Source organism: Brevibacterium sp. FAM 27836 (assembly GCF_051351055.1).
Lineage (GTDB): Bacteria > Actinomycetota > Actinomycetes > Actinomycetales > Brevibacteriaceae > Brevibacterium.
The window spans coordinates 2,690,523-2,711,755 of record NZ_CP195711.1; the positions used below are offsets into that span (position 1 = coordinate 2,690,523).

The 21,233-nt window shown below is 59.1% G+C and carries 20 protein-coding genes, 3 pseudogenes and 1 other annotated feature; of the genes and pseudogenes, 13 read left to right on the top strand and 10 right to left on the bottom strand.

What is annotated here, in order from left to right:
- Positions 1–31: 31 nt before the first annotated feature.
- A complete protein-coding gene (locus ACSE4D_RS12015; RefSeq protein ID WP_426937134.1) occupies positions 32–703 on the bottom strand; it encodes a hypothetical protein in 672 nt (223 codons plus the stop codon).
- 266 nt (positions 704–969) lie between these two features.
- Between ACSE4D_RS12015 and ACSE4D_RS12020 the strand changes: the two genes are divergently transcribed.
- From ACSE4D_RS12020 to ACSE4D_RS12045, 6 genes are all read left to right on the top strand, one after another.
- Positions 970–1,737: a GmrSD restriction endonuclease domain-containing protein gene (locus tag ACSE4D_RS12020; RefSeq protein WP_426937135.1), complete on the top strand. Its 768-nt coding sequence runs from the start codon at positions 970–972 to the stop codon at positions 1,735–1,737.
- A 95-nt stretch (positions 1,738–1,832) separates the two neighbouring features.
- On the top strand, positions 1,833–2,963 hold the full coding sequence (locus tag ACSE4D_RS12025) for a tyrosine-type recombinase/integrase (protein WP_426937136.1): 1,131 nt from the start codon (positions 1,833–1,835) through the stop codon (positions 2,961–2,963).
- Entirely contained in the window at positions 2,960–3,310 is a 351-nt protein-coding gene (locus tag ACSE4D_RS12030) for a helix-turn-helix domain-containing protein (protein WP_101556009.1), read from the top strand. Before ACSE4D_RS12025 ends, ACSE4D_RS12030 begins: the two co-directional genes overlap by 4 nt.
- 955 nt (positions 3,311–4,265) lie before the next feature.
- Entirely contained in the window at positions 4,266–5,816 is a 1,551-nt protein-coding gene (locus ACSE4D_RS12035) for a hypothetical protein (RefSeq protein WP_145998947.1), read from the top strand.
- A 97-nt stretch (positions 5,817–5,913) separates the two neighbouring features.
- On the top strand, positions 5,914–6,183 hold the full coding sequence (locus tag ACSE4D_RS12040; protein ID WP_226838548.1) for a hypothetical protein: 270 nt from the start codon (positions 5,914–5,916) through the stop codon (positions 6,181–6,183).
- Positions 6,184–6,298: 115 nt separating this feature from the next.
- A protein-coding gene (locus tag ACSE4D_RS12045; RefSeq protein WP_374701033.1) for an IS3 family transposase occupies positions 6,299–7,539 on the top strand; the annotation gives its coding sequence in 2 pieces (ribosomal slippage) (positions 6,299–6,626 and positions 6,626–7,539; 1,242 coding nt in all).
- 259 nt (positions 7,540–7,798) lie between these two features.
- On the opposite strand, the gene ACSE4D_RS12050 is transcribed toward ACSE4D_RS12045, so the two are convergent.
- Positions 7,799–8,524, bottom strand: a complete 726-nt coding sequence (locus tag ACSE4D_RS12050) for an alpha/beta fold hydrolase (RefSeq protein WP_426937137.1) — start codon at positions 8,522–8,524, stop codon at positions 7,799–7,801.
- A 252-nt stretch (positions 8,525–8,776) separates the two neighbouring features.
- The gene (locus ACSE4D_RS12055; protein WP_426937138.1) at positions 8,777–9,694 is read right to left on the bottom strand and encodes a PHP domain-containing protein; all 918 of its coding nucleotides are present in this window, start codon (positions 9,692–9,694) and stop codon (positions 8,777–8,779) included.
- 144 nt (positions 9,695–9,838) lie between these two features.
- Between ACSE4D_RS12055 and ACSE4D_RS12060 the strand changes: the two genes are divergently transcribed.
- The 4 genes from ACSE4D_RS12060 (at position 9,839) to ACSE4D_RS12075 (ending at position 13,933) form a co-directional block, all read left to right on the top strand.
- A complete protein-coding gene (locus ACSE4D_RS12060; protein WP_426937139.1) occupies positions 9,839–10,453 on the top strand; it encodes a recombinase family protein in 615 nt (204 codons plus the stop codon).
- A gap of 277 nt (positions 10,454–10,730) precedes the next feature.
- Positions 10,731–11,585: a hypothetical protein gene (locus tag ACSE4D_RS12065; RefSeq protein ID WP_145997453.1), complete on the top strand. Its 855-nt coding sequence runs from the start codon at positions 10,731–10,733 to the stop codon at positions 11,583–11,585.
- A 287-nt stretch (positions 11,586–11,872) separates the two neighbouring features.
- The gene (locus tag ACSE4D_RS12070) at positions 11,873–12,856 is read left to right on the top strand and encodes a zinc-dependent alcohol dehydrogenase family protein (protein ID WP_101573653.1); all 984 of its coding nucleotides are present in this window, start codon (positions 11,873–11,875) and stop codon (positions 12,854–12,856) included.
- Positions 12,857–13,078: 222 nt separating this feature from the next.
- Positions 13,079–13,933: an alpha/beta hydrolase family protein gene (locus ACSE4D_RS12075; RefSeq protein WP_101573655.1), complete on the top strand. Its 855-nt coding sequence runs from the start codon at positions 13,079–13,081 to the stop codon at positions 13,931–13,933.
- A gap of 7 nt (positions 13,934–13,940) precedes the next feature.
- Here ACSE4D_RS12075 and ACSE4D_RS12080 read toward each other — a convergent pair.
- Together ACSE4D_RS12080 and ACSE4D_RS12085 are read right to left on the bottom strand one after the other, a co-directional pair.
- Positions 13,941–14,297, bottom strand: a pseudogene (locus ACSE4D_RS12080) (transposase); the annotation flags it as partial.
- 43 nt (positions 14,298–14,340) lie between these two features.
- A complete protein-coding gene (locus ACSE4D_RS12085) occupies positions 14,341–14,640 on the bottom strand; it encodes an integrase core domain-containing protein (protein ID WP_426937140.1) in 300 nt (99 codons plus the stop codon).
- Between the two features lie 184 nt (positions 14,641–14,824).
- Here ACSE4D_RS12085 and ACSE4D_RS12090 point away from each other — a divergent pair, with 184 nt between their 5' ends.
- From ACSE4D_RS12090 to ACSE4D_RS12100, 3 genes are read left to right on the top strand one after another with little or no spacing between them, the layout of a single operon-like run.
- Positions 14,825–16,030 carry a tyrosine-type recombinase/integrase gene (locus ACSE4D_RS12090; protein WP_135448629.1) on the top strand — a complete coding sequence of 402 codons (1,206 nt, stop codon included), beginning with the start codon at positions 14,825–14,827 and terminating at the stop codon, positions 16,028–16,030.
- Positions 16,027–16,977, top strand: coding sequence for a tyrosine-type recombinase/integrase (locus tag ACSE4D_RS12095; RefSeq protein ID WP_135448631.1), 951 nt, complete (start codon positions 16,027–16,029; stop codon positions 16,975–16,977). The genes ACSE4D_RS12090 and ACSE4D_RS12095 overlap by 4 nt, the downstream gene beginning before the upstream one ends.
- Positions 16,974–17,999 carry a tyrosine-type recombinase/integrase gene (locus ACSE4D_RS12100; protein ID WP_135448633.1) on the top strand — a complete coding sequence of 342 codons (1,026 nt, stop codon included), beginning with the start codon at positions 16,974–16,976 and terminating at the stop codon, positions 17,997–17,999. The genes ACSE4D_RS12095 and ACSE4D_RS12100 overlap by 4 nt, the downstream gene beginning before the upstream one ends.
- Here the strand turns inward: ACSE4D_RS12100 and ACSE4D_RS12105 are convergent.
- From ACSE4D_RS12105 to ACSE4D_RS12125, 5 genes and pseudogenes are all read right to left on the bottom strand, one after another.
- The gene (locus ACSE4D_RS12105; protein ID WP_426937141.1) at positions 17,915–18,709 is read right to left on the bottom strand and encodes an IS3 family transposase; all 795 of its coding nucleotides are present in this window, start codon (positions 18,707–18,709) and stop codon (positions 17,915–17,917) included. The two genes, ACSE4D_RS12100 and ACSE4D_RS12105, sit on opposite strands and share 85 nt — an antisense overlap.
- Positions 18,617–18,745, bottom strand: a sequence feature (AL1L pseudoknot). Its footprint overlaps the gene before it by 93 nt.
- The gene (locus ACSE4D_RS12110) at positions 18,706–19,011 is read right to left on the bottom strand and encodes a transposase (protein WP_164742795.1); all 306 of its coding nucleotides are present in this window, start codon (positions 19,009–19,011) and stop codon (positions 18,706–18,708) included. It overlaps the preceding feature by 40 nt. Before ACSE4D_RS12110 ends, ACSE4D_RS12105 begins: the two co-directional genes overlap by 4 nt.
- A gap of 47 nt (positions 19,012–19,058) precedes the next feature.
- Positions 19,059–19,449 (bottom strand): annotated as a pseudogene (locus tag ACSE4D_RS12115) (transposase); the annotation flags it as partial.
- Positions 19,450–19,454: 5 nt separating this feature from the next.
- Positions 19,455–20,765, bottom strand: coding sequence for an ISL3 family transposase (locus tag ACSE4D_RS12120; protein ID WP_101573657.1), 1,311 nt, complete (start codon positions 20,763–20,765; stop codon positions 19,455–19,457).
- A gap of 121 nt (positions 20,766–20,886) precedes the next feature.
- Positions 20,887–21,072: pseudogene (locus ACSE4D_RS12125) on the bottom strand (transposase); the annotation flags it as partial.
- Positions 21,073–21,233 lie beyond the last annotated feature (161 nt).

Here is a 21,233-nt window from a genome sequence, read left to right on the forward strand (position 1 = left end):
GCGACCCGCCGCTCGGCGACGCGTAGGGGGTTTAGTTGGCCCAGCGGCGGCGGCGCAGCAGGGACGGCAGGCCGAAGTAGATGGGCGGGCGGGCCGACGCGCCCGCGGCAGCTGGTGCGTCGGAGATGTCGTCCCTGGCGCCTGCTCCTTCGACACCGAAGCCGGTGGTGACCGACGAACCGTCCAGCGCCCAGGCGCTCTCCCAGCTGATGAGCTCGCCGGCGTGGCAGACGGGGTCGCCGCCGCTCGAGGGCGGTTCGGTCCACATCCACAGGTTGATCCCGTATTCCATGAGGATGAGCTTGTCCTCGGGCCGGCGTGCAGAGTTCTCCGTGACCAAGTCGTGGCGCACCTTCGTCGAGGTCTCCTCGAGTTCGGTCCACCCATCCTGTCGATGCGGCAAGAATACCCACGTCCGCGCGGGGACGCGATCCGGCACGAGGTCGCCCGGCTTGATCACCTCGGCGGTCGGCACATCCGCGCCGTCCGCAAACTCAGCGAGCAGCTCTCCGAAGCAAGCCTGCGCCACCTCGGGAGACGGCGCGAGGATGAGCAGGTGAGATGCCTCGGCACGCACCTCATCGAGGGTGAGATACGTCAACGCATTCGTCCGCATTCCCGCGAGCACCTGCGTCCAATGACCGGGCACGACCCCATCGGACAGGAAACCGCTGGTCCGCGGACGCTCCTCGTCATGTCGCATCGAAACTCCTCCTCACCGAGGCTGCTCACCGTCTCCTTCCATCATGCACCTTCACACCGGCGACGGCAGGCAGACGACCCCGATCGCACACTCATCGCGGCCCCGGCCTGTAACGAATGGGACACTTTGATGCCCGTGCCGTACCGCTGCCGCGCGAGCCGATCTACGCTTGGTCTGGTGGACCGAGCAGCGACGGCATCGTCGGCTCGGTCCACGACCACGTCTGAACCGTCGCGCTCGAGAACGCACCATCCGAAAGTCTTCCCATGCCTCCTTCCCCGCACCACATCCGCCCCGCGTCAAGCGCGAACCCCTCCTCGACCGACCGTCTCAACGGGCGGTCGAAGAGCCCGTCGAGGCCACGCACTCTGCCGGCGCTCGCCGCCATCCTCACCCTCGGCCTGCTCACCGGGTGCGCCGAGGCGGCCGAACCGACCGTCGACACCGCCGCGTCGAGCACGGCCGACCCGACCCCGGTTCAGAGCACTGCAGCCCCGACCGACAACGCGGCCCCGACCGACGACACTGCCGCGCCGACGTCAACAGAGGGAACCGACAGCAGAGCCGGGGAAGACGAAGGCAAGGCGGGCAGCTCGGCTGCGGGGACCGCCTCGGCGATGTTGGACGAACTCACGGTCAAGGGGCGGGCACCGAAGACCGGCTATGACGGTGACCTGTTCAAATGGCGCTCGGACACCGACCACAACGGCTGCGACACCCGCAATGACGTGCTCCGCCGCGACCTGACGACCATCACACTCAAGGCCCTTACCCGCGGCTGCATCGTCCTCGCGGGAACACTGTCCGACCCCTACGCCGGTGAGACCTACGACTTCGACCGGAGCGCGAACAGCGTCGACATCGACCACATCGTCGCCCGCTCCAACGCATGGCAGACGGGCGCGCTGAAATTCGACGAGGAGACCCTCAGAGAATTCGGCAACGATCCGCTCAACCTGCTCGCCGTGAGCTCGAGCCTCAATCGGCAAACTTGCGGGTATTGCATCAAATGCAGGAATACAAGCGTGATCTGAGTCGCGAAGGCATCACTGGATGGTCCTGCTCCCGCTTGATTCCGTGTCTGTTGACATTATATCTGCATCCGATGCATGATTATCCCCTCAGGCGAATGGTGGTCATGGTGAAACAAGGTGTCCCTTATGGCGAATCCTCGCTGTACCTTGCGCCGGGAGTGGCGTTCATCAACGAGGAAGAAGCCGTATTCGCGGCAATGGTCGAGGGGTGGACAGACGCCCAAGTCGGCGGACGGCTGAATAAACGACAGTCTGCCGACTCCAACGTCGCACGAGCGGTGGCTCTGCAGGAGTTCACCAACGAATTCCCGTGGAACTGGACCGCAGGCATGTTCGACGAGTGGATGATGCACCTCATCTCAGAGCGGAAGCTGATGCGCTCGACTTTACGGGTCTACCAAGCCTCGATCCGGGCCTTCTGCAATTATCTGATCTCTGATCATTACACGTGGGCGCAGCAGTGCGAACAGCGCTTTGGCACACATCCAACACAGATCGTGCATGAGTGGAACTCGGCCAGACACATCCTCGATTACGAAGGGAGGCCGGGGCGCCGACCGCTGGCACGCGACGAGGTTCAGCGTCTGTTTGACCACATCGACTCGAGTGTCGATTCGCGCCTCGACCAGCACAAGAAGGGTGCCCTGCAGGTCTATCGCGACGCGACGATCATGAAGGTCATCTACGGTTGGGGGCTTCGAGCCGATGAAGTTGCGAACCTGGAAGTCACCGACTTCTACCGCAATCCCCATGCACCGGAATTTGGCGACTACGGGATTTTGCAGGTCCAGTTCGGGAAAGGCTCCCACGGCAGCGGGAAGAAGCGTCGCTCCGTACTGACGCTTCGTGCCGGAGCCGTCGCAGCATTGAAGGCATACGTCGACGAGGTTTGGCCGACCGTTCGAATGTCGGGGTCGAACTTGCTGTGGGTCACCGAACGAGGTAACCGGCTTCAGGCCAAAGAAATCACCGAGCGATTCGCCGTCTACCGTGATGAGATCCGCCTCGACAGTGTGCTCTCACCACATTGTCTACGACACAGCTATGCCACTCACCTCGCCGAAGAAGGATTCGACCCGCGCTTTATTCAGGAGCAGATGGGCCACCAGTGGGGCACGACGACCGGGATTTACACACACGTCACGGGCAACTTCATGAACACAATGATGAGACAAGCCTTGGAGAAGAACCAGCAGGCACGACCGACTAAAGGACCGGGCAAATGAAGATCGTTGGCTACGAGTGGAAACTGCGCGAAGTAATGGCGACCAAGGGGTTGTTCAGTACCACGGACCTTATTCCACTCCTTCAAGAACGAGGCATCAATCTGTCGTCGAGCCAGGTCTATCGGCTCGCAGCAGAGAAGCCGGAACGACTCAATCTCCACGTTCTCGTCGCGTTGCTCGACATTCTCGAGTGCAGCTCGGATGACCTCATTAAGGGTGTGGATCTCGGCAGTGCCGTAGCCGCGACAGGAACGGAAAGCTCGACCGCTCGGGACCGTTCCGCGGCCGTGAAACTCGGTGGACTGCGTCCGGTTCGGATGGAAGTCCCGGGCGCCCCCGATGCGTGAGTCGCAAACAGTCTCATTCTGCACCGGCGAGCTCTCGCACATTATCGGTGAGATGGAGTCGTCCCTGCCCACTGTCCTCATCGCCGAAGTTGTCCGCAGACTGAAGCTGTCTGCTCCTGCGCTGGCGCGATTGCACGCCCATATCATCAGCGATCCGCTGGTTTTGACGCGGGGGCTCGACTCCACACCTGCCACGGTGACGCGACTGATCAGGGACCTGCGCGATTCCGGCGCCAGAGTCGTCCAATTACCGCGGTGCGCCAAATGTGCCGATGTGCGGCCCTTAGTTCGGACTGCCAGTGTGGGCAAAGTCTGTGCTCGCTGTGATTACAGTCTGAGGCGAACCGATGTTGAATGCGGACTCTGCCACAGGATCCGTCAACGCCGGGGTCAAGTCCTCAACACGCAAATCTGTCAGAGCTGTTGGCGCCTCGGCTCGATAACCGGGGCCGAGGACTTCGTCACTGCGGTGTTGTTCAGAACTCGATCAGCGGGCAGCCGTACAGAGTTCGAGGCTCGGCTACGACAGGCAACCAACGGGATGTCGGCCAGCATCTGTTTGCGCACCCGTTTAGAAATCGAGCTATCTTCCCGCGACTTGTTCGCAGACCCTCAGTTTGGGAGCGCGAATTTCGGAACTATGTATGACCTCGTGAGGTCCGTCGGCGCGATCCTCCCAGTTCGAGCATGTGGCCACTGTTCTCGCCAAGTGCCTCTCACCGAGAAGTTGGATGGACTTCGCACCTGCGACAGATGCAGGAGGCGCGCAAACATGGCTCCATGTGATTCGTGTTCGCAACCGTCAATCACATCCCGGATCATGGTCGACGGCACGCGTCTCTGCATCAGCTGTGTGAACCGTCTCCCACAGAACTTCGGCACATGCTCACGATGTGGCCGAACAAAACAAATCGGCTCAGAACGACCTGAGGGACTTCTCTGTCGCACGTGCCGAATGAAGGAACGTAGCGGCACTTGCACCAGTTGCGGCCACGTTCGTCCCTGCCGCTTCGCGGGCACCGCACGAGCCATCTGCGAGAACTGCGCCCTGTCGAAAGAACCCTGCAGCCAGTGCCGGCGTAACAAAGTTCCAGCGAACCGCCTCGCCGATGGTGGTTCGCTGTGTGCGACATGCTCGCCGAAAGTCATCGAAGCCTGCGCCGATTGCGGGAAGGACCGCCAGGTCCGTGCCCGGATCGACGGGGCGCCCTACTGCTGGGAATGCGGTGAACGGAATCCGCTGTTCCACCAGAACTGCCTCCGATGCTGCCGCTTCGAATACCTGTCCCAGCTCGGACTCTGCCCGTTTTGCAAAGCCGCGGACCTCGTCGACTCGCTGTTCGAAGGCGGCCCGTCACCCGTTGCAAACGGGCGAGATTTGCTGCGTGAGGCATTACGTGCGGCCCCGCCACAAGCAGTTTTTACACTATTCCAGCGGCGCAAATCGGTCGCAGTGCTTCGATCGTTGATCGCTCATCCTGGGGGAATTTCCCACGACTCTTTGTCCCAGGTTGCCAGTGGCAGCTCGGAAGTCGTTGTTCGTGCGTTCCTCGTCGAGCACGGTGTGCTGGCCTGGCGGGATGAGAACTTGGCGAGGCTTGAAGCGTGGATTGCTGCCACTGCCGATGAGGTAGCTGATCCATCGGAGCGGCGTGCCTTTCTACAATTTGGCCGGTGGAGACACTTGAGTAGGTTGCGGCGGCAGACGGATCCCGCCGGAGACGGCCAGGTGAGCGGGATCCGCACCGAGCTGGGACACATCATTGAGGTCATTGGCTGGCTACGCTCGCGCGGCAGTTCGATCGAAGGTGTCAATCAATCGTTGGTCGACAACTGGCTCTCCCGTGGGCCGGGAACACGAATACGGGTCAAACACTTTTTGACATGGTGTTATGAGAACAATCTCGCCTCGGCAAAGGTCACCATCCCGGCCGCTCGTGCGACAGCACTCACGGTTGCCGGCATAACCAGCACCGAAGTTTGGACGGTACTCGACCAGTTCCTGGACCCCTCGAAAATGATCAGCGGCCAGACCAGACTCGCGGGGTGCTTGCTATTGATCTACGGCATTCGACTTGGCCGTATCGCCGAGTTGAGGCTTTCCGATCTTCGCGAACACGACGGCAAATACAGCATCCTGATCGGAACGGATCCGCTTGAGCTTCCCTCGTCACTGGACATCGCGGCAATCCACGCTCAACACGATCGATCAGCTCCCCGGCTGATGACACCCGCAACGGACGACGACTGGCTATTCCCAGGAGGCGTCCCCGGACGACACCTCACATCCACGTCATTAGCGGCTCGCCTCCGCAAACTCGGCGTCCACAATCCGACGAAATACAGGAAGGCAGCACTGACGCCTTTGGCTATCTCATTGCCAGCACCGGTTCTCTCACGGCTTCTCGGCCTGAGTATCTCAACGGCAACGACTTGGGCCACCGCTGTTTCGTCCAGCAACGCCTCATACGCCGCTGCACGTCTATCCACGCGACCTGGGTTGTAGTTGCCAGCGCTCAACTGCGGTGCATAACCGCAGTACGCCAAGAAATCTCGTCGGACCCAGTTTGTGAGTGGCAGAGATAGGTGGCAGGGTCCTCGCAGTGCTATCTGGCCTGTTCAACATCTTCGGTCAGGTGGGGCTCCTGATCGGAGCGGCGGCGGGGATGGCCCTGATTGGCCCCCTGCTCCTCGGGGTCGTCCTGGCGGCGATGGGTGTGGTGGTCGTGATCTCTGCTCCCGCTAGCCGGCGGATGGTGCCATTCTGCTTGGCTGCGACGATGCCGGCGTTCGTCCTAACGGATCCGGAAGGCAATAAGTTTTGTCTCATGGCCAAGCGCATCCCGATGGAGCCTGAAGACTTTCACGACTGATGCTGGCTAATCCCGAGGGGTGGGAGGGTCTCGAAACTCAATTATGGGGATGAACCCTGAGTGGTGGACACGCTGAGACTGGCCCATAATGGGCCGGAGAATGCGAGTAGAAACCATGCCGAAGAAGAAGTACTCGGACGAGTTCAAAGCCGACGCCGTCGCGCTCTACGAGACTCATCCCGATATGTCCTATTCCCAAGTCGCGACCGACCTGGGCGTCTCGCGTGGCGCGATCAAGTCCTGGGTGCATCAGGCCCGGAAGGTCGCCGGAACAGTCCCGACAGCCGCGGCAGGCCATCCGGAGTCGGCTGAGGAAGAGCTGGCGCGTCTGCGGGTCGAGAACGCTGATCTGATCGTTCGGGCCAAGCGTCTGCGAGCTGAGAACGACAAGCTCGCCGAGGAGCGAGCGATCCTGCGGAAGGCCACGAAGTATTTCGCGGCCGAGACGACCTGGTGATCCGCTTCCAGTTCGTTGACGACCACCGGAACACCTATGAGGTGAAGCGGATGTGTTCCGTGCTGGGTATCCAGCGTTCGAGCTTTTACAAGTGGTGTGCCTCCCGGACGGCACGGGCGGCCAGGCAGGCTGCTGATGATGCTCTGTGCGAGCGGATTGAGCACCACTTCGAATTCTGGGACCACACGTACGGGTACCGACGGATCACGGCCGAACTCGCCGATGACCCGCACGTGGACGAACCGGTCAACCGTAAGCGGGTTGCCCGCCTGATGCGGAACAACGGCATGGTCGGTATCCACTTGCGTAAGCCGAAGACTACGACGATCTCGGACCCAGGTGCTCAGGTGTTTGCCGACCTGGTGGGCAGGGACTTCTCGGCCGCTGAGTTGGGCACGACCTACGTCGGCGACATCACCTACTTACCCTATGGTGATGAGGGGAAGTTCTTGTATTTGGCCACGGTCATCGACTTGTATTCGCGGCGGATCGTGGGCTGGTCGATCGCCGATCACATGCGGTCCAGTCTCGTCGAGGACGCGTTGCAGAATGTAACAAACAACCGAGAAACACTGAAAGGTACGATTTTTCATAGCGATCATGGACGTCAATATACGTACTCGTCGTTTCAGGCGATGTGTCGTCGGTTCGGGGTGGTCCAGTCGATGGGCAAGATCGGGTCGAGTGCTGATAACGCCTTGGCGGAGTCGGTCAACGCTGCATTGAAGCGGGAGACGCTGCAGGGAGCGAAACGATGGTCTTGTGAATTCCAGTGTCGGCGGGAGGTGTTTCGGTGGTTAGTTCGTTATAACTCGAGGCGTCGGCACTCGGCTTTGGGGTATCGAGCACCGGTTGACTTTGAGGTCGATTATACGTCTATGATGGATGTTGCTGCCTGATAGTACACATTGATGTGTCCACTTCAAGGGGTTCACGCCCTATTGCCGAGCAGTCCGTAGACGAACGCGGAGATCGCCTAAAGATCGTGAACTCAGTACCGCCACGAAAAGTCGAAAGAACACCGCCATTTATCGCTGAAGCTCACATGTGTGGAGATCCGTCCTGCTTTGCACACAACACGCAGGCCAAGTCTGTACGTGCGGCCTTCTCAGTGATGAGCTGTGCAAGGTAGGACTCGTCTCCTTTCGAACCACATCTTCACTCCTTTACCGGCGGAAAAGTTCTTCTGAGGAAGTCGATCACGACAGGCCACACTTCGGAAGGATCACTGATAGGAGCAGCATGCCCCAAGCCTGGTAGTTCAACGTACTCGGACCCTGGAATCGCCAGGGCCACTTCATGCGCCCTGGAAACGAAGGTGTCAGTGTCCCGTTCGAATCCCATAATGAGACTCGGAACACGGATACTCGCCAAAGCAGGCAGACGATCCTGGTACGACGAGATGAACGTCGCGGATCGTCTTCGTACGTCAGGATCAGGCTGCCCAGCCCACTTTGACTGAAGTTCAACCATGCGCTCGACAAACTCATCGTCGGCCAGCCGATCGGGAGGAAACGAAGAGAGGAAACTCAAAGCCAATCGCAATGGGTCGTCGTCCTTATCAGGCAAAGCTGCCCACGCACGCTGCAAGACACGGTCAATAGCGTTCTGACGGCCATAGGTCGCGATCAGTACCGCCGCACGGACCCTGTCTTCCGCGAAGAGAGCAACCTCTTGAGCAATCGCCGCACCTTGCGACCAGCCCACTAACGCAACAGGATCTCGCCTGTGAGCAAGAAATTCCGAGACGCATGCGACCACAGATTCCCAGTCTCCTGATGATCGGTGTTCGAACGTGGTGACACGGTAGCCTCGCATTAGAAGTTCTCCGCGCGCACTTGAAGACCATTGCACCGGATCAGCAAGGGGGTTGCTGAGGAGCACGATCTCAGGTCCAGTACCCCACGTGTGAACAACGCCGAGACCGCTCACTTCACGTGTGGCTTCGTCACCTCTCGCTGCATACGGCATACCCGACACACTATCGCTGAACCTCACAAGGCGTCTCCACATGACTCGCCTGGAGACGCCTCCTATCCAGCACTCGACGATGCACAACAATGGCAACGGTCGGCGGAGCCCAAGTCTCGCGGCGTAACCCGAACCCAATTGGGGCGTACGCTGGTTTGGTTTAGCTCAAGAAACACCACGTGTGTGGGTTCGTGACCAGAAAGCTTCGTGCGAGCGGCCCGGCTTGAATCCAAACCGCTCGACCATGGCTACTGCTTCCGGGAAATGCGAGGCAATTGCCTCAGGTTCGTGAGCATCACTGCCGAAGGTTATAGTTTTTCCACCTTCCTCCGCCCACCATTGGGGTATCCAGGACCAGAGGCGGCGCGTGTTCATCTCCAAAGCTCGTTCACTGACGGCGATGGCCCGCATCGCTTCCCGGAAGCCTTCTTCAAACTGTCGTGGATCAAAGGGGCCGCGATCTGAGACCGGCCACATGCGGATCGGATAGTCGATGTGAGAGAACACCTCGAAAGAGTCGGAGGCGTCGACCATGCGTGGGATTTCTGCGAGGTATTCCCACATGACCATCTCAACAGGGTGCTCTCGGAAAAGTGTGTGCGGCTCTGCCCTGACCGAACCAAATTGCAACGTGTGGAGTGAACCATTGACTCGGTCCACATTGCTTAAATCGATGATCTTCGAAACATCGACGTTATGTAGGTGGGGTTGACCAAATTCCACGCCGGTCAGTATCCGCAGATCAGGGAACTGGTGGCGGCAACGCTCGATTGATTCGAAATAGCCAGCAGCATCGAACTCAGCGAAGTCAACGAGCCCATCATCATTGAGCATGTGCTGCTGATGCGGCATCAGGTCTTGAGGGGCTGTTCTCCACGTGCGGGGTATGTCGAGGTGTTCGGTGAAAATGATAGTAGGGAGACCGATTTTGACTGCGTGAGCGCAGGTAGCTCGCATTCGACCAGCGGCCCCTGACCTCGGGCCGCCGGTGTCCCAGGACCACTCGCTATGAACATGCGAATCTGCAGGCAACATCATGACCCCGATCCTACCTACCCGATGACTCACGGCGATTGGAATCATCTGTCAAGTGAGCCGCGCATCGTGTGCGTAACCAATGTACGTGGAGATCTGTACAAAGTAGAAGGCATCTCCACAACATGTGATGAGCGGTGAAAGGTCCGCTGGACTGTCACACAAACGATCGAATAAGTGATGGAGGTAGCGGTGGCACTGATCGGATATGTCAGAGTGTCGAAAGCCGACGGGTCACAGACCACCGACCTGCAACGCGATGCGCTCATCGCCGCCGGAGTCGATCCTGAACAGTTCTATGAAGACAAAGCCTCCGGCAAGAAAGACGACCGTCCCGAGTTGACCAACTGCCTCAAAGCACTCCGGGACGGTGACACGTTGATCGTCTGGAAGCTCGACCGTCTCGGCCGCGATCTTCGGCATCTGGTCAACATCGTCCACGACCTCACCGAGCGGGGTGTGGGACTCAAGGTGCTCACCGGTCAGGGCGCTGCCATTGACACAACCACCGCGTCGGGCAAGCTGGTGTTCGGGATCTTCGCCGCCCTGGCTGAGTTTGAACGAGAGCTGATTTCCGAGCGCACCAAAGCCGGCCTGGCTTCGGCCCGGGCTCGGGGGCGTAAGGGTGGTAGGCCGTTCAAAATGACGCCGGCTAAAGTTCGATTGGCCATGGCATCGATGGGGCAACCCGGCACCAACGTCGGTCACCTGTGCGAAGAAATTGGGGTGACTCGCCAGACGTTATACCGCCATGTCTCTCCAACTGGTGAGCTGCGGCCCGATGGGGCCAAGGTCCTGGCGCGGTAGAACGCGGCTGTGGACGTAAGCTTGGTGGCGTTGATCTGTGATTGATATTTGGCGCGCCGAGCGCGGTGACGCCACCTGCGATCGACCTTTAGGAACGCAGGGCCCAGAAGCAACACCACAGATATCCCGAACCGTTACCTACCGCAAAGCCGACCATCATCACTCCAACTTAACGGCACTAGGCTTAGGAGCTATCCTCTTCATGTGACGCCCTGGAGTTGAAAGTTGCAGGCCCATTCCACCGCGTCTAAGCGATACGTTAGAGGTGTTCGTTCACGTGAAGCTCCCGAGCTTTCAGCCGCGGTCTAGCGGCTGCCGCTGTCATGCCCCGGTCCGGACGACGGTATTGGCGTGCATTGTTGCGCTGGCCGCGGGACTGTCGGGCTGTTCCTCTGGCGACGATGACGTTGGCGGGGATAGCGATAAGAGTGATCATGCTAGCGGTGATCAGGAAGCCAATGACGGCAGCCCGTCGCCGTCGCGGACGAGTCGTGAAGAGTATCAGCGGCTTGCTTACGAGGAGGACCCGGACAAATTCTGTTCTCCCGATGACCTCGATGGGTCTGCCCGGGCCGGTACGTTAGAAGGTACTGTGTCGTTCGCGTATCTGCCGGTGTTCGTTGGTTCGAAGAGCGATATCAGTTCTGAGCTCGACAACGAGCACTCGAGCGAGACGTACGTGCCGTACTCCACCAGTAAGGTTCTCTTGGCCGCTGTTTCGCAGGATTCGGAGAGTGTCCCCAAGTCGGCGATGACTGGTGTCAAGGTGTCGCAGGTCGTCGAGGCAATTAAGGACGGGCAGCTGGTGAGCAAGTGCGGGCCTGAGTCGAATCTGGAAGTTGAACCGGTCGGACAGACGGAGGTCAAGTACCTCCATGATGGCGTCTGGTACACGAAGGAGTGGACTCTTTGGGAGCTGTCTGGCGACGACTTTAATCCACTTCCCAAGGATCGAAACACCACTGGGTTCACCGCGAACATCACAATGGGCGAGGAAGACGTTCATGCGGTGCTTTCGAACAATCGGGCTAGGCTCCCCAGCTCCATCGCCCAGGAGGGTGCAGCGACACGGACTCCTGATCCGGGTATGTCCCTGATTCGCTTCTACTTCCAGCACCACGTGTGGGAGTAAGTTCGTAGAGCAGTGGCGGCCATGGGAAACGACGGAACCGTCTCTGCAGTCTTTCACTGCGCTTCCTCGTCGGATCTGGATCGGCCACACTGGGGCCACAGCTATCAACATCGGCTACCGTTTTCACTGACGCGGTGCGACCGGTGATAGTCATTCAGCCAGCGAGTGTGCAACTGACTTCTGGCATCAGTACATTCGATTCCTGAAACTGACACAGGGCAACCACAGTCGGTTAGTTCACGCGTCCCCGTGCACGTCCTTAGTCTGCGTCGAAAGGTCACCTACATATGCAGCACTCCAACCAAGGCGTCATCGCCCACCGTTTCGGCCCTCCGCCAGAAGTTCTCCAGGTAGAGTCCCTTGCCCCTGCAGAACTGGAACGAGGTGCCGCGGCCGTGCGGATGATTGCCTCCCCCATCAACCCCTCAGACCTCATACCGGTCTCGGGGGCCTACCCGTCCCGGACGACACTTCCCTTCATCCCCGGCTTTGAGGGAGTCGGGACCGTCGAGACCGTCCACTCCGACAACGATCCGGCGCTCCTCGGTCAAAGGGTGTTGCCGATCGGAGCAGCTGGCGGTTGGCAGAGCGTGAAGCCTTGCTCCCTGGTCTGGTGCATCCCGGTCCCCGACGACATCAGTGATACGGATGCGGCCACCGCCTACATTAATCCACTGACAGCCATCAGGATGATCGACCTCCACGCCAGCTCGCCCGGAATACATACCGCAGTCGTTAACGCCGCCGGTTCCGCCATCGCCCGCACCCTCGGGCATCTGCTCACTCAGCGGGGTACCCGTACCATCGGGCTCATGCGCCACCCGAGGAAAGAAGAGGCCAGCAGCTGCTGGGCTCACGTGATTGACACTTCCACTGACAGTTGGCGCGAAGAGCTCCATGCTTTTACAGGGACAGGAAGCCTCGACCTCGCGTTCGACTGCGTGGGCGGCGGTGAAGGCATCGACCTGGCACAGTCCTTGAGACGCGGGGGAACATTTGTGCACTACGGCTTGCTGTCCGGCCAACCACTGTCGCCCAAACTGCGGCAGGACCGGCCCGACCTCAATATTCACTACTTCCGATTGCGCGAATGGGTCCACAGCGCCAAACGGGCACAGTTGGTCTCCGCCTTCACCCAGGTCTTCAATCTCGTGCGGGAAGGGGTCATCCGAACACGGATACAGGAGGAGCTGCCGTTGGGCGACATAGCCGAAGGGCTAGCCCTGTCGTTGAGCCAGGGATCCCAGGGTAAGGTGCTTCTGCGCCCCTGACCGATTCCTAGGTGGGGCCTTTTCGTCTCGCGGGCTTGTGTACAGGCCACTTCTGAGTTGAAGTTCATCCAGTGAAGGCGGCTTCTGAAATCTGTGCAAACGACTTCTGAAACTGACAGCAGCTACAGCCACCTCGGCGTAGTTGAGAGAATTTTCCATGATGAGTCGATTGAGTACGTTTATCAACTGAATGCCAGCAGACTTGAGGTATAGATTGAGGTCATGCTTACTGAAACTGTGACGTTGTCCGACGAGACTCGCCAGCATTGGTCCGATAATAGCCGTGCGAGACCTCTTTCTGTGAGCGTGTGGAGGCCAGCTTGCTCCGACAGGCCCCTCCCAGTAGTTCTCCTGTCCCACGGGACCGGCGGCGCAGTTGAAGATCTTTCCTGGCTGGCCGAGCCCCTGGCTGACGCTGGCATTCTAGTCGCCGGCGTTGATCATCACGGCAATAGTTATAAGGACGTATATCTGCCTGAAGGTTTCTCATTCACTTGGGAACGGGCTCGAGATGTCTCGCTCCTTCTCGACTACCTTGTTTCCAGGCATGACATCGACGAGCAGAAGATTGGTGCCGCGGGCTTCTCTATCGGAGGCTACACGGTCGCTGCGCTTCTCGGGGCAAGAACGAATCCAGAGGCGCTCAACGCAGTGCTAAGCGGCTTGGTCCCAGCGCCGCAGTTGCCTGAGTATCCAAACGTGGTCGAGCAGCTTCACTCTCGCTATACAGAGGATCAAATTAGTGCGAGGATCTCGGACGGCGGTAAGTCGGTCGCCGATGAGAGAATTCGTGCGGGTTTTGTGATCGCGCCCGCGATCGGTCGCTTGCTTGACCCGAGGAGTCTTAGAGCAATCTCCGCTCCGTTCGAGATCCGCTGGGGCGGAGCCGACGACATTACTCCGGCAGAGGACAACGCACTTGTCTATCTCGACTCTGTCCCAAAGGCTAGCGGTCGGAACGTAGGGGCGCAGGTAGGCCATTATGACTTCTTGGGTGACCGTGATGATCCGTATTGTGCGCGTGACGTGGTAAGTGCTGATGCCGTCGAGTACTTCACCACAGTATTTATGGAATGACCCATTCCTATATGCGCAACCAGGTTAAGATTGCGCTGAGAACGACGGCAGCCCGGTAGGTGATCGCGAGCTTGTCGTACCGAGTCGCTAATCCTCTCCACTGTTTGACGTAGGCGAAGGATCGCTCGACGACGTTACGGTTTTTATACGCAACGGCGTCGAACGCTGGTGGGCGTCCTCCCCTGTTTCCACGTTTCTTCCGAGCAGCGATCTGGTCCTTCTTTTCAGGGATCGCTGCCGTGATTCCACGAGATCGTAGGTGCTCGCGATTGGCTCTGGACCCATAGGCTCGGTCGCCCAAAACCGAGTTCGGACGTGTGCGTGCACGACCGGTACTGTTGCGCGGAACCCGAATATCAGCCAGCTGTCAAGCCCCGGGTTTCGTAGAGGCTCCTTTTCTTGGTTTCCTAAGCAGCCGCGGACTCCACCCCGGGCTGGTTGATCCATTCGGAACGGACCTCGAACGGTGGTCGGTACCCGATCGCTGAATGCAGCCGTTCCTGGTTGTACCAAGCCACCCACTTCGACGTCTCCGCCATCACCTCAATCAACCCCGACCACACTTTCCGGTCGATAAGCTCGGCCTTGTATACCGAGTTCAGCGCCTCCGCCATCGCGTTGTCATACGAGTCCCCACGCGACCCCACAGATGCCACAATTTCGGACTCCGCCAGGGTCTCGCCATAGCGAATCGACCGGAATTGCACCCCGCGATCCGAATTAACCCGAATTCGGGTTAACTCAGATTATGCCGAGGTTTTCGTTAACCCGAGGAATCCGCGCTTGGCCTGGTCAGAGTACTTGTGGTTCCACTTTCCTCGGGTTAATCTCGACATCGAACTCTAGGCTCTACCGTATCCATCGACCTCAACGACGAGGAAGGACACGGTCATGGAACACACAGTCACCGAGCTCGGAAACATCGTCATTACCGCTCTGCGCGAAGCCGACTACCAAGAATCGACCATCGGCAACTACCTAAAAACAATCAGACGACTCAATCAATACGCCAGCGACAAAAACAACAACTTCTACACCCCGGAACTGGGAGCAAAGTTCGCAGCGCTGACGACCAGCCCCCGGACAGGAAAATTCAGCGTTCAACGACGCTTCGACTTCTCCAGACTCACCCACCTCTTCGATACCTACCTCGACACCGGAACCATCCAACTCTCCCGCCGAACCCTGGGCGGGGGCGGCCGCTACCCGACCAGTGCCGAACTTTCCGACCTTTACACCATCTACGAGACCCACATGCGTGCGCGTGGACTGGCCGACGCCACTATTGAAGACTACGGCCGTGCGACTCGCAGCTATCTCGCCTTCCTCGAAGACCACCGCATCACTGGCCTCGACGCGGCGACAGGGAACACCGTCACCGGATACTTCGAATCCCTCCTCGACCGTTGGAAGGCAACATCTTTCCCCTGGGTTGCCTCGAACCTGCGTCCCTTCTTCAAATACTGTCACCGCCTCGACCTCATCGACGCACTGACCCTGATCAACGTCGCCCGCAAGCACGCCGTGATCCCTGCATTGACTGACGAACAGTGTGCTCAGATCATCACCGGATGCCAACAATCATCGACACCATCCAGGAACGCCGCGATCACTTTGCTGGCGCTGACGACCGGGCTGCGCTCGATCGATATCATCCACATGACGCTGGCTGACATCGATTGGCACCATCACACCCTTGCAATCAGCCAACACAAAACCGGGAACCCCCTCACAGTGCCGTTGTCTGGACTGCTCTGCCAGCGACTGGCTGACTATGTTCTACACCAACGGCCGCCAAGCGACAGCCCGGAAGTGTTCCTGCGAACGAAAGCTCCACACACCAGGCTCACTGACCATGCTGCGATCCATGTGATCATCACGAAAACCCTGACCACGGCGGGGGTACCGATATCGGCCGGATCACAATTCCTTCGCCACACCGCTGCCACCCGGCTCCTGCGATCCGGTACTGCCTTGCCCACGATCTCCGCAGTCCTCGGACACGCCGACCCAACCTCGACGACCGTGTACTACACAGTAGATACTCAACGGCTCCGCGACTGTGTTCTCCCAACTCCCAAAGGAGCCCAGCCATGAGCACCCTGACCAGCATCTTCGGCGAAGATCTTCGCGCCTACATCGATTTCAAAGCCCGAACCGGCAAGACCGGGCGCTCACGAATCCACTACCTGCGTCACTTCGATGCCTGGGCAACAGCCCACTCGGTCACCCGACTGGATCGGGCCGCTGTCGAAGGATGGGTCCTCGACGAACTCACCCGCTGCTCGACGCACCGGTCGTGGATGTCCTACATCCGCGACTTCGGACGGTGGATGCGCGTCCACCGCGACCCGAATGCTCATGTCCTCACCGATGAGTGGAAAGCCGGGATCGTTCACTCCACCCCGTATCTACTGAGCCAATACGATATCGATGCCTTCTTCACCGCGGCACCAACTGTTCCCGCTGCCTCCCCTTGGTCATGGCAGGCCACTGCATTCTTCCTCCTCATGCACTCTGCGGGCCTACGGACCCGTGAAGTGAAAAAGCTGACACCAGCTGACATCGATTTCACCAACGGCTCCATCACAATCACAGGATCGAAGACCGGGCGCGACCGGTTACTCCCACTCACCACCGAAGTCATGAGCATCCTCACCGACTGCCACCATCAGACCAGACACCAGTTTCCCGAGCGAAGCACCTTCTTCGTCTCCGCTACCGGTACCGCAGTGAATCCCTCGTCGATCGGCATCATATTCAACCGCATCTGGGACCATGCGGGACTAGCCCGCCCAGCAACCGGACCCAGACCACGACCATACGATTTCCGACATCACTTCGCCTACGCCAACATCGAACGCTGGATGAGAAATGGCACCGATGTCAACACCATGTTGCCCTACCTCAGCACCTACATGGGACACTCCGGAATCGACTCGACTCTCTACTACGTGCACACATCCCCAGATTTCATGAGCGTCTACTCCGACCTCGTGAGGACCTCAGCGAACAGGGTCATCCCGGAAAACAGTGCCGAATGAAACACAACCCCGACACTGGTGCACCTGACTTCTTCGTCTTCGCCCGCAACTTCCTCCACTCCTACCTTCCCAAAGTGCGTAAGTCGTCGCCGGCAACGATCACGGCCTACCGGCTCAGTCTCGAATGCTTTCTGGCTTTCGTCACCAACCACAATCAGAAGAACCGCGGGCAGATCACGTTCGATGACTGCAACCGCGACACGGTGAAGGCCTGGCTGGAATGGATGAACACCGAAAAATCATATGCCCCCACAACGGTGACTCTGCGACTGACTGCAATGCGTACCTTCCTGAACTTCGCCGCCAACGAAGACCTCACCCTCGTAGCCGTTGCCCAGGCAGCAGCAGGAGTGAAACCGCCTCGCACCCCTCACCGCCCCATCGAATATCTCGACACCACCCAAACACGGGCTCTGCTGGGTGCCTTCGACATGAGAACAACGAAGTCGCGTCGCAACCACATGATGCTCATCTTGCTCTATGACACCGCGCTGCGAGTCAGCGAACTCACGGGACTCACCTGCGCTGATGTTCAACTAACCTCACCAGCCCAAGTCCGGGTCCACGGGAAGGGCAACACAATTCGGATCGTGCCGATCACAACCCGAACCGTTGAGCATCTGACTTCGTATCTCGCCGAATTCCACCCCGGACAGATCAGCACCGATCGTCCTTTGTTCTACACTCACCATCAAGGTCAAGTCTCGGGAATGTCCACGGATTCCGTGTCACTGATCGTCCACCAGGCGGCAGCAAAAGCCAGAACAGAATGCCACTCGATACCGCTTCGTGTGCACCCACACATGTTGCGGAAGACGAAAGCGATGGACCTCTACCAAGACGGAATTCCGCTGCCGATCATTATGCGACTCCTCGGGCACACGAATGCCTCGACGACAGAAACGTTCTACGCGTTCGCGACGCTCGACATGATGCGTCAGGCAATCAATGCCGCTACACCGACCCCAGGTGTGCCCGATCTGACCAACACACAACTCGACAGCTTGTACAGTCTGCGATAAGTCGGCACAACATTAACCCGAGGAAAGTGGAACCACAAGTACTCTGACCAGGCCAAGCGCGGATTCCTCGGGTTAACGAAAACCTCGGCATAATCCGAGTGATGCACCAGCCCGGAGACGTCTTCGCCGGCCCGATACTTCGCAGCGAGAGCCATCGTGAGTGCGTCCCTGGCCAGCGACTCCCGCATATGGTTCGTCACCTGCCAGCCGACGATCTCCCGGTGGAAGACATCAAGGATGAACGTCGTGTACACCCACCCAGCAGACGTCGGAACATACGTGATGTCCGCAACCCACAAACAGTTGGGTGCCGGTGCTGCGAACTCACGTTCGACGAGATCATCCGGACACTCCTCAGCACGTGCTGAGGCCGTCTTCGGCCGCTTCCGCTTCCGCCGGATCCCGTCAATGCCCAACTGGCGCATCAACCGCTCCACTGTGCAGCGGGCCACCGGACCGAACTGGTCGGCGTAGTCGCGGTTGATCGCCTTCCACATCTTCCGCACTCCATAGCAGGAATAGTTCGCCTCATAGACATCCTGGATGACCACCATCAGTGCTTGGTCCCGACGGGCCCTGGCTGATGGTTGACGCTTCTTGTAGGCGTAATACGAGCTCACAGCAATCCGTGCAGCAGTCCCGGACAGGGCGCGCACGATTGGCTCGACTCCGAACTCGTGACGATGATCGTCGATGAAAGCGACGATCACTTCGATGGGCGGTCGAGCTCCGCCGCGAAGAAAGCCGACGCTCTCTTCAAAATCTCGTTGGCCCGCTTCGCTTCGGCCAGCTCAGCCCGTAGCCGACGGTTCTCCGCTTCCAGGTCGACCGACTCGGCCGGTGTGGCTTTGCCGGAGTCCTTGTGCTTTCGCACCCAGACTCGCAGGGTTTCTTTACTCAGACCGAGTTCGTTCGCAACACGGGTGATCGCTCCGTTCGCGGTGTCGGGGTCGGCCTGGGCATGGATGACGAGCTCGACGGCACGAGCCTTGAGTTCGTCGGTGTATTTCACTGGCAAGAGAGAATCTCCTTCTTCCAATCTCCCTGCCTCTATTATCCCCGGGGCGATTCAAGCACTTGGGGAAGAATCACTCCGTCGTGGCGTTGGCCGCCAGTGACTACGATGGCCAATGGTCGGCCGTGTCCGTCGACAGCGTGGTGGATCTTCGTTGTCAGTCCACCACGTGAGCGTCCAATCCCGTGACCAGCTGGTTCGCAGGTATCATCGTTCAGATTCTTGTAATTCGATGTAGCCCCCTGTGTCCTGCGCAGGACGACGGGTATTCGTCGCGTGCTGGTGGGCACGATTATTCGTGCCATCAACAGAGATATTCCAATCGATATTCCCAGCAGCGTCGGCGTCGGCCAGGATTTGGGCCTGTACTCGATCCCATGTGCCATCCGCGGCGTAGCGGCGGTGGCGTTTCCATACTGTCTGCCAGGGACCAAAGTGGCTCATCGTAAATAAGAGTGTAGAAGCGGCCTGAAGCCACCGGATTCGAGTAAGCACCTGGCGATGTAATGAGTGAGATTCCGGAAACCGAGTGCCGATCCCCGCAGATGCTCGAGCCTTCCGTTGATGGCCTCGGTGGGCCCGTTCGACGTTCCGGGCCTGGTGAAGAACGCCAACACGTCGGCTGCTCGTCTTTTCAACGTTCGTCCTAACCGCTTCAGCTCGAGCAATCCTGGTGGCAGACCCGACGCCAGGGTATCGATGACTTCCTGAAGAAGCCTTTTACCCTCGTTGCGGTCCTCGGCTCTGCATGCAGCCACGATGTCCTGGTAGACGCTCCAGGTGACTTCGACTTCAGTGAGATTGTCGTCAGCGAAAAGCCGCACGATCCTGGCTTGCTGCTTGGTCGTGAGCAGACTGGTGCCCGTATGCAGCGTCCTGCGCGCCCGATATAACGGATCCTTCGCCCGTCCCCGATGCCCAGTTGTTTCTTGCTGGATGCGGCGTCGGGCCTCGTCGAGGGCGTCACCGGCGAGCTTGACGACGTGGAAGGGGTCCGTGACTTCGACAACATCGGGAAGTTCCTCCGCGGCTGCGGTCTTGAACCCGGAGAATCCGTCCATCGCCACGACTTCGATGCCTTCACGCCAGCCCTTGGGTCGGACGGCCAGCCATTGCTTGAAGACTTGTTTCGACCGTCCGGGCACCATATCGAGTAGGCGTGCTGGGCCTGTTCCCTGGCTGATCGGGGTGAGGTCGATGATGACAGTGACGTATTTGTCACCACGTCGTGTATGGCGCCATACGTGTTCGTCGACACCAATGACAGACACACCGTCGAAGCGAGTCGGATCGCTGATCAGCAACCGGTGTCCTTCGGCCAGGACCCCTGAGTTCGCGGTATGCCAGGACACAGCGAGTTTCGCAGCGATGACTGAGACGGTGTCGTGATCGATGACGAGGGCGCGCAATGCCCAGTCGAGTCCGGCACGGGAGATCTTGGCACGTGCTGGTGCTGCGGCTGTGGTGTCCTGGCGCCAGACGTGTCCGCACTCGCAGCATTTGTAACGGCGTAGGCGGATGTGGAGTGTCGTGGGGCGGTGTCCGAGGGGTTCGTGAGCCAGCCGGCGTAGAACAGTGTCCCTGGCTTCACCATGGCCGCCACACCGCCGGCACCAGTCATCGGCTGTGGTGGGTCGGCACTTCAAGACGGCTTTGTGTGCGGTGATGTGTTGGCCGATGCATGTCAGGTCGAGGGTGTCGAGGCGGGCGAATGTGGTGAGGTCAGGGGTCGAGAATATAGGCTTGTCCACGTCGAGGTCTTTCGGATGGCGAGTGTGAGAACTTCCATCATCGGAAGACCTCGACGTCTATCCGGGCAGCGACTCGCCCTATTTCAAATTCACTGACCTACACTCTCGTTTGCGAAGAGCCACCAAAGTGCTCCCGAGGCAGATCGCGCCAGGCGATACCTGTTCGGTATCGGTAGACGATGCCCTCGACGATACGGCGATTGTTCTCGAATGGGCGGGCTCTCTTGCCTGTGTTGGACGGCAGTAGAGATTCGACCCGTGCCCGCTGTTTGTCGCTGAATACTCGATGTCGCCGTTGCGTAATCACCCATTCAGGCTCTCAGCAGTGAAATCCTCAATAAGCGATTGCGCGGATAGGCGGGAAGTGTACGTATCCTGCACCCGGCGTGTCGTAACAGACTGACACGGGGAAACGTCAGCTTCGATGGAAGTGCAAACATCACAATCGAAGACATAAGGACAGCTTCC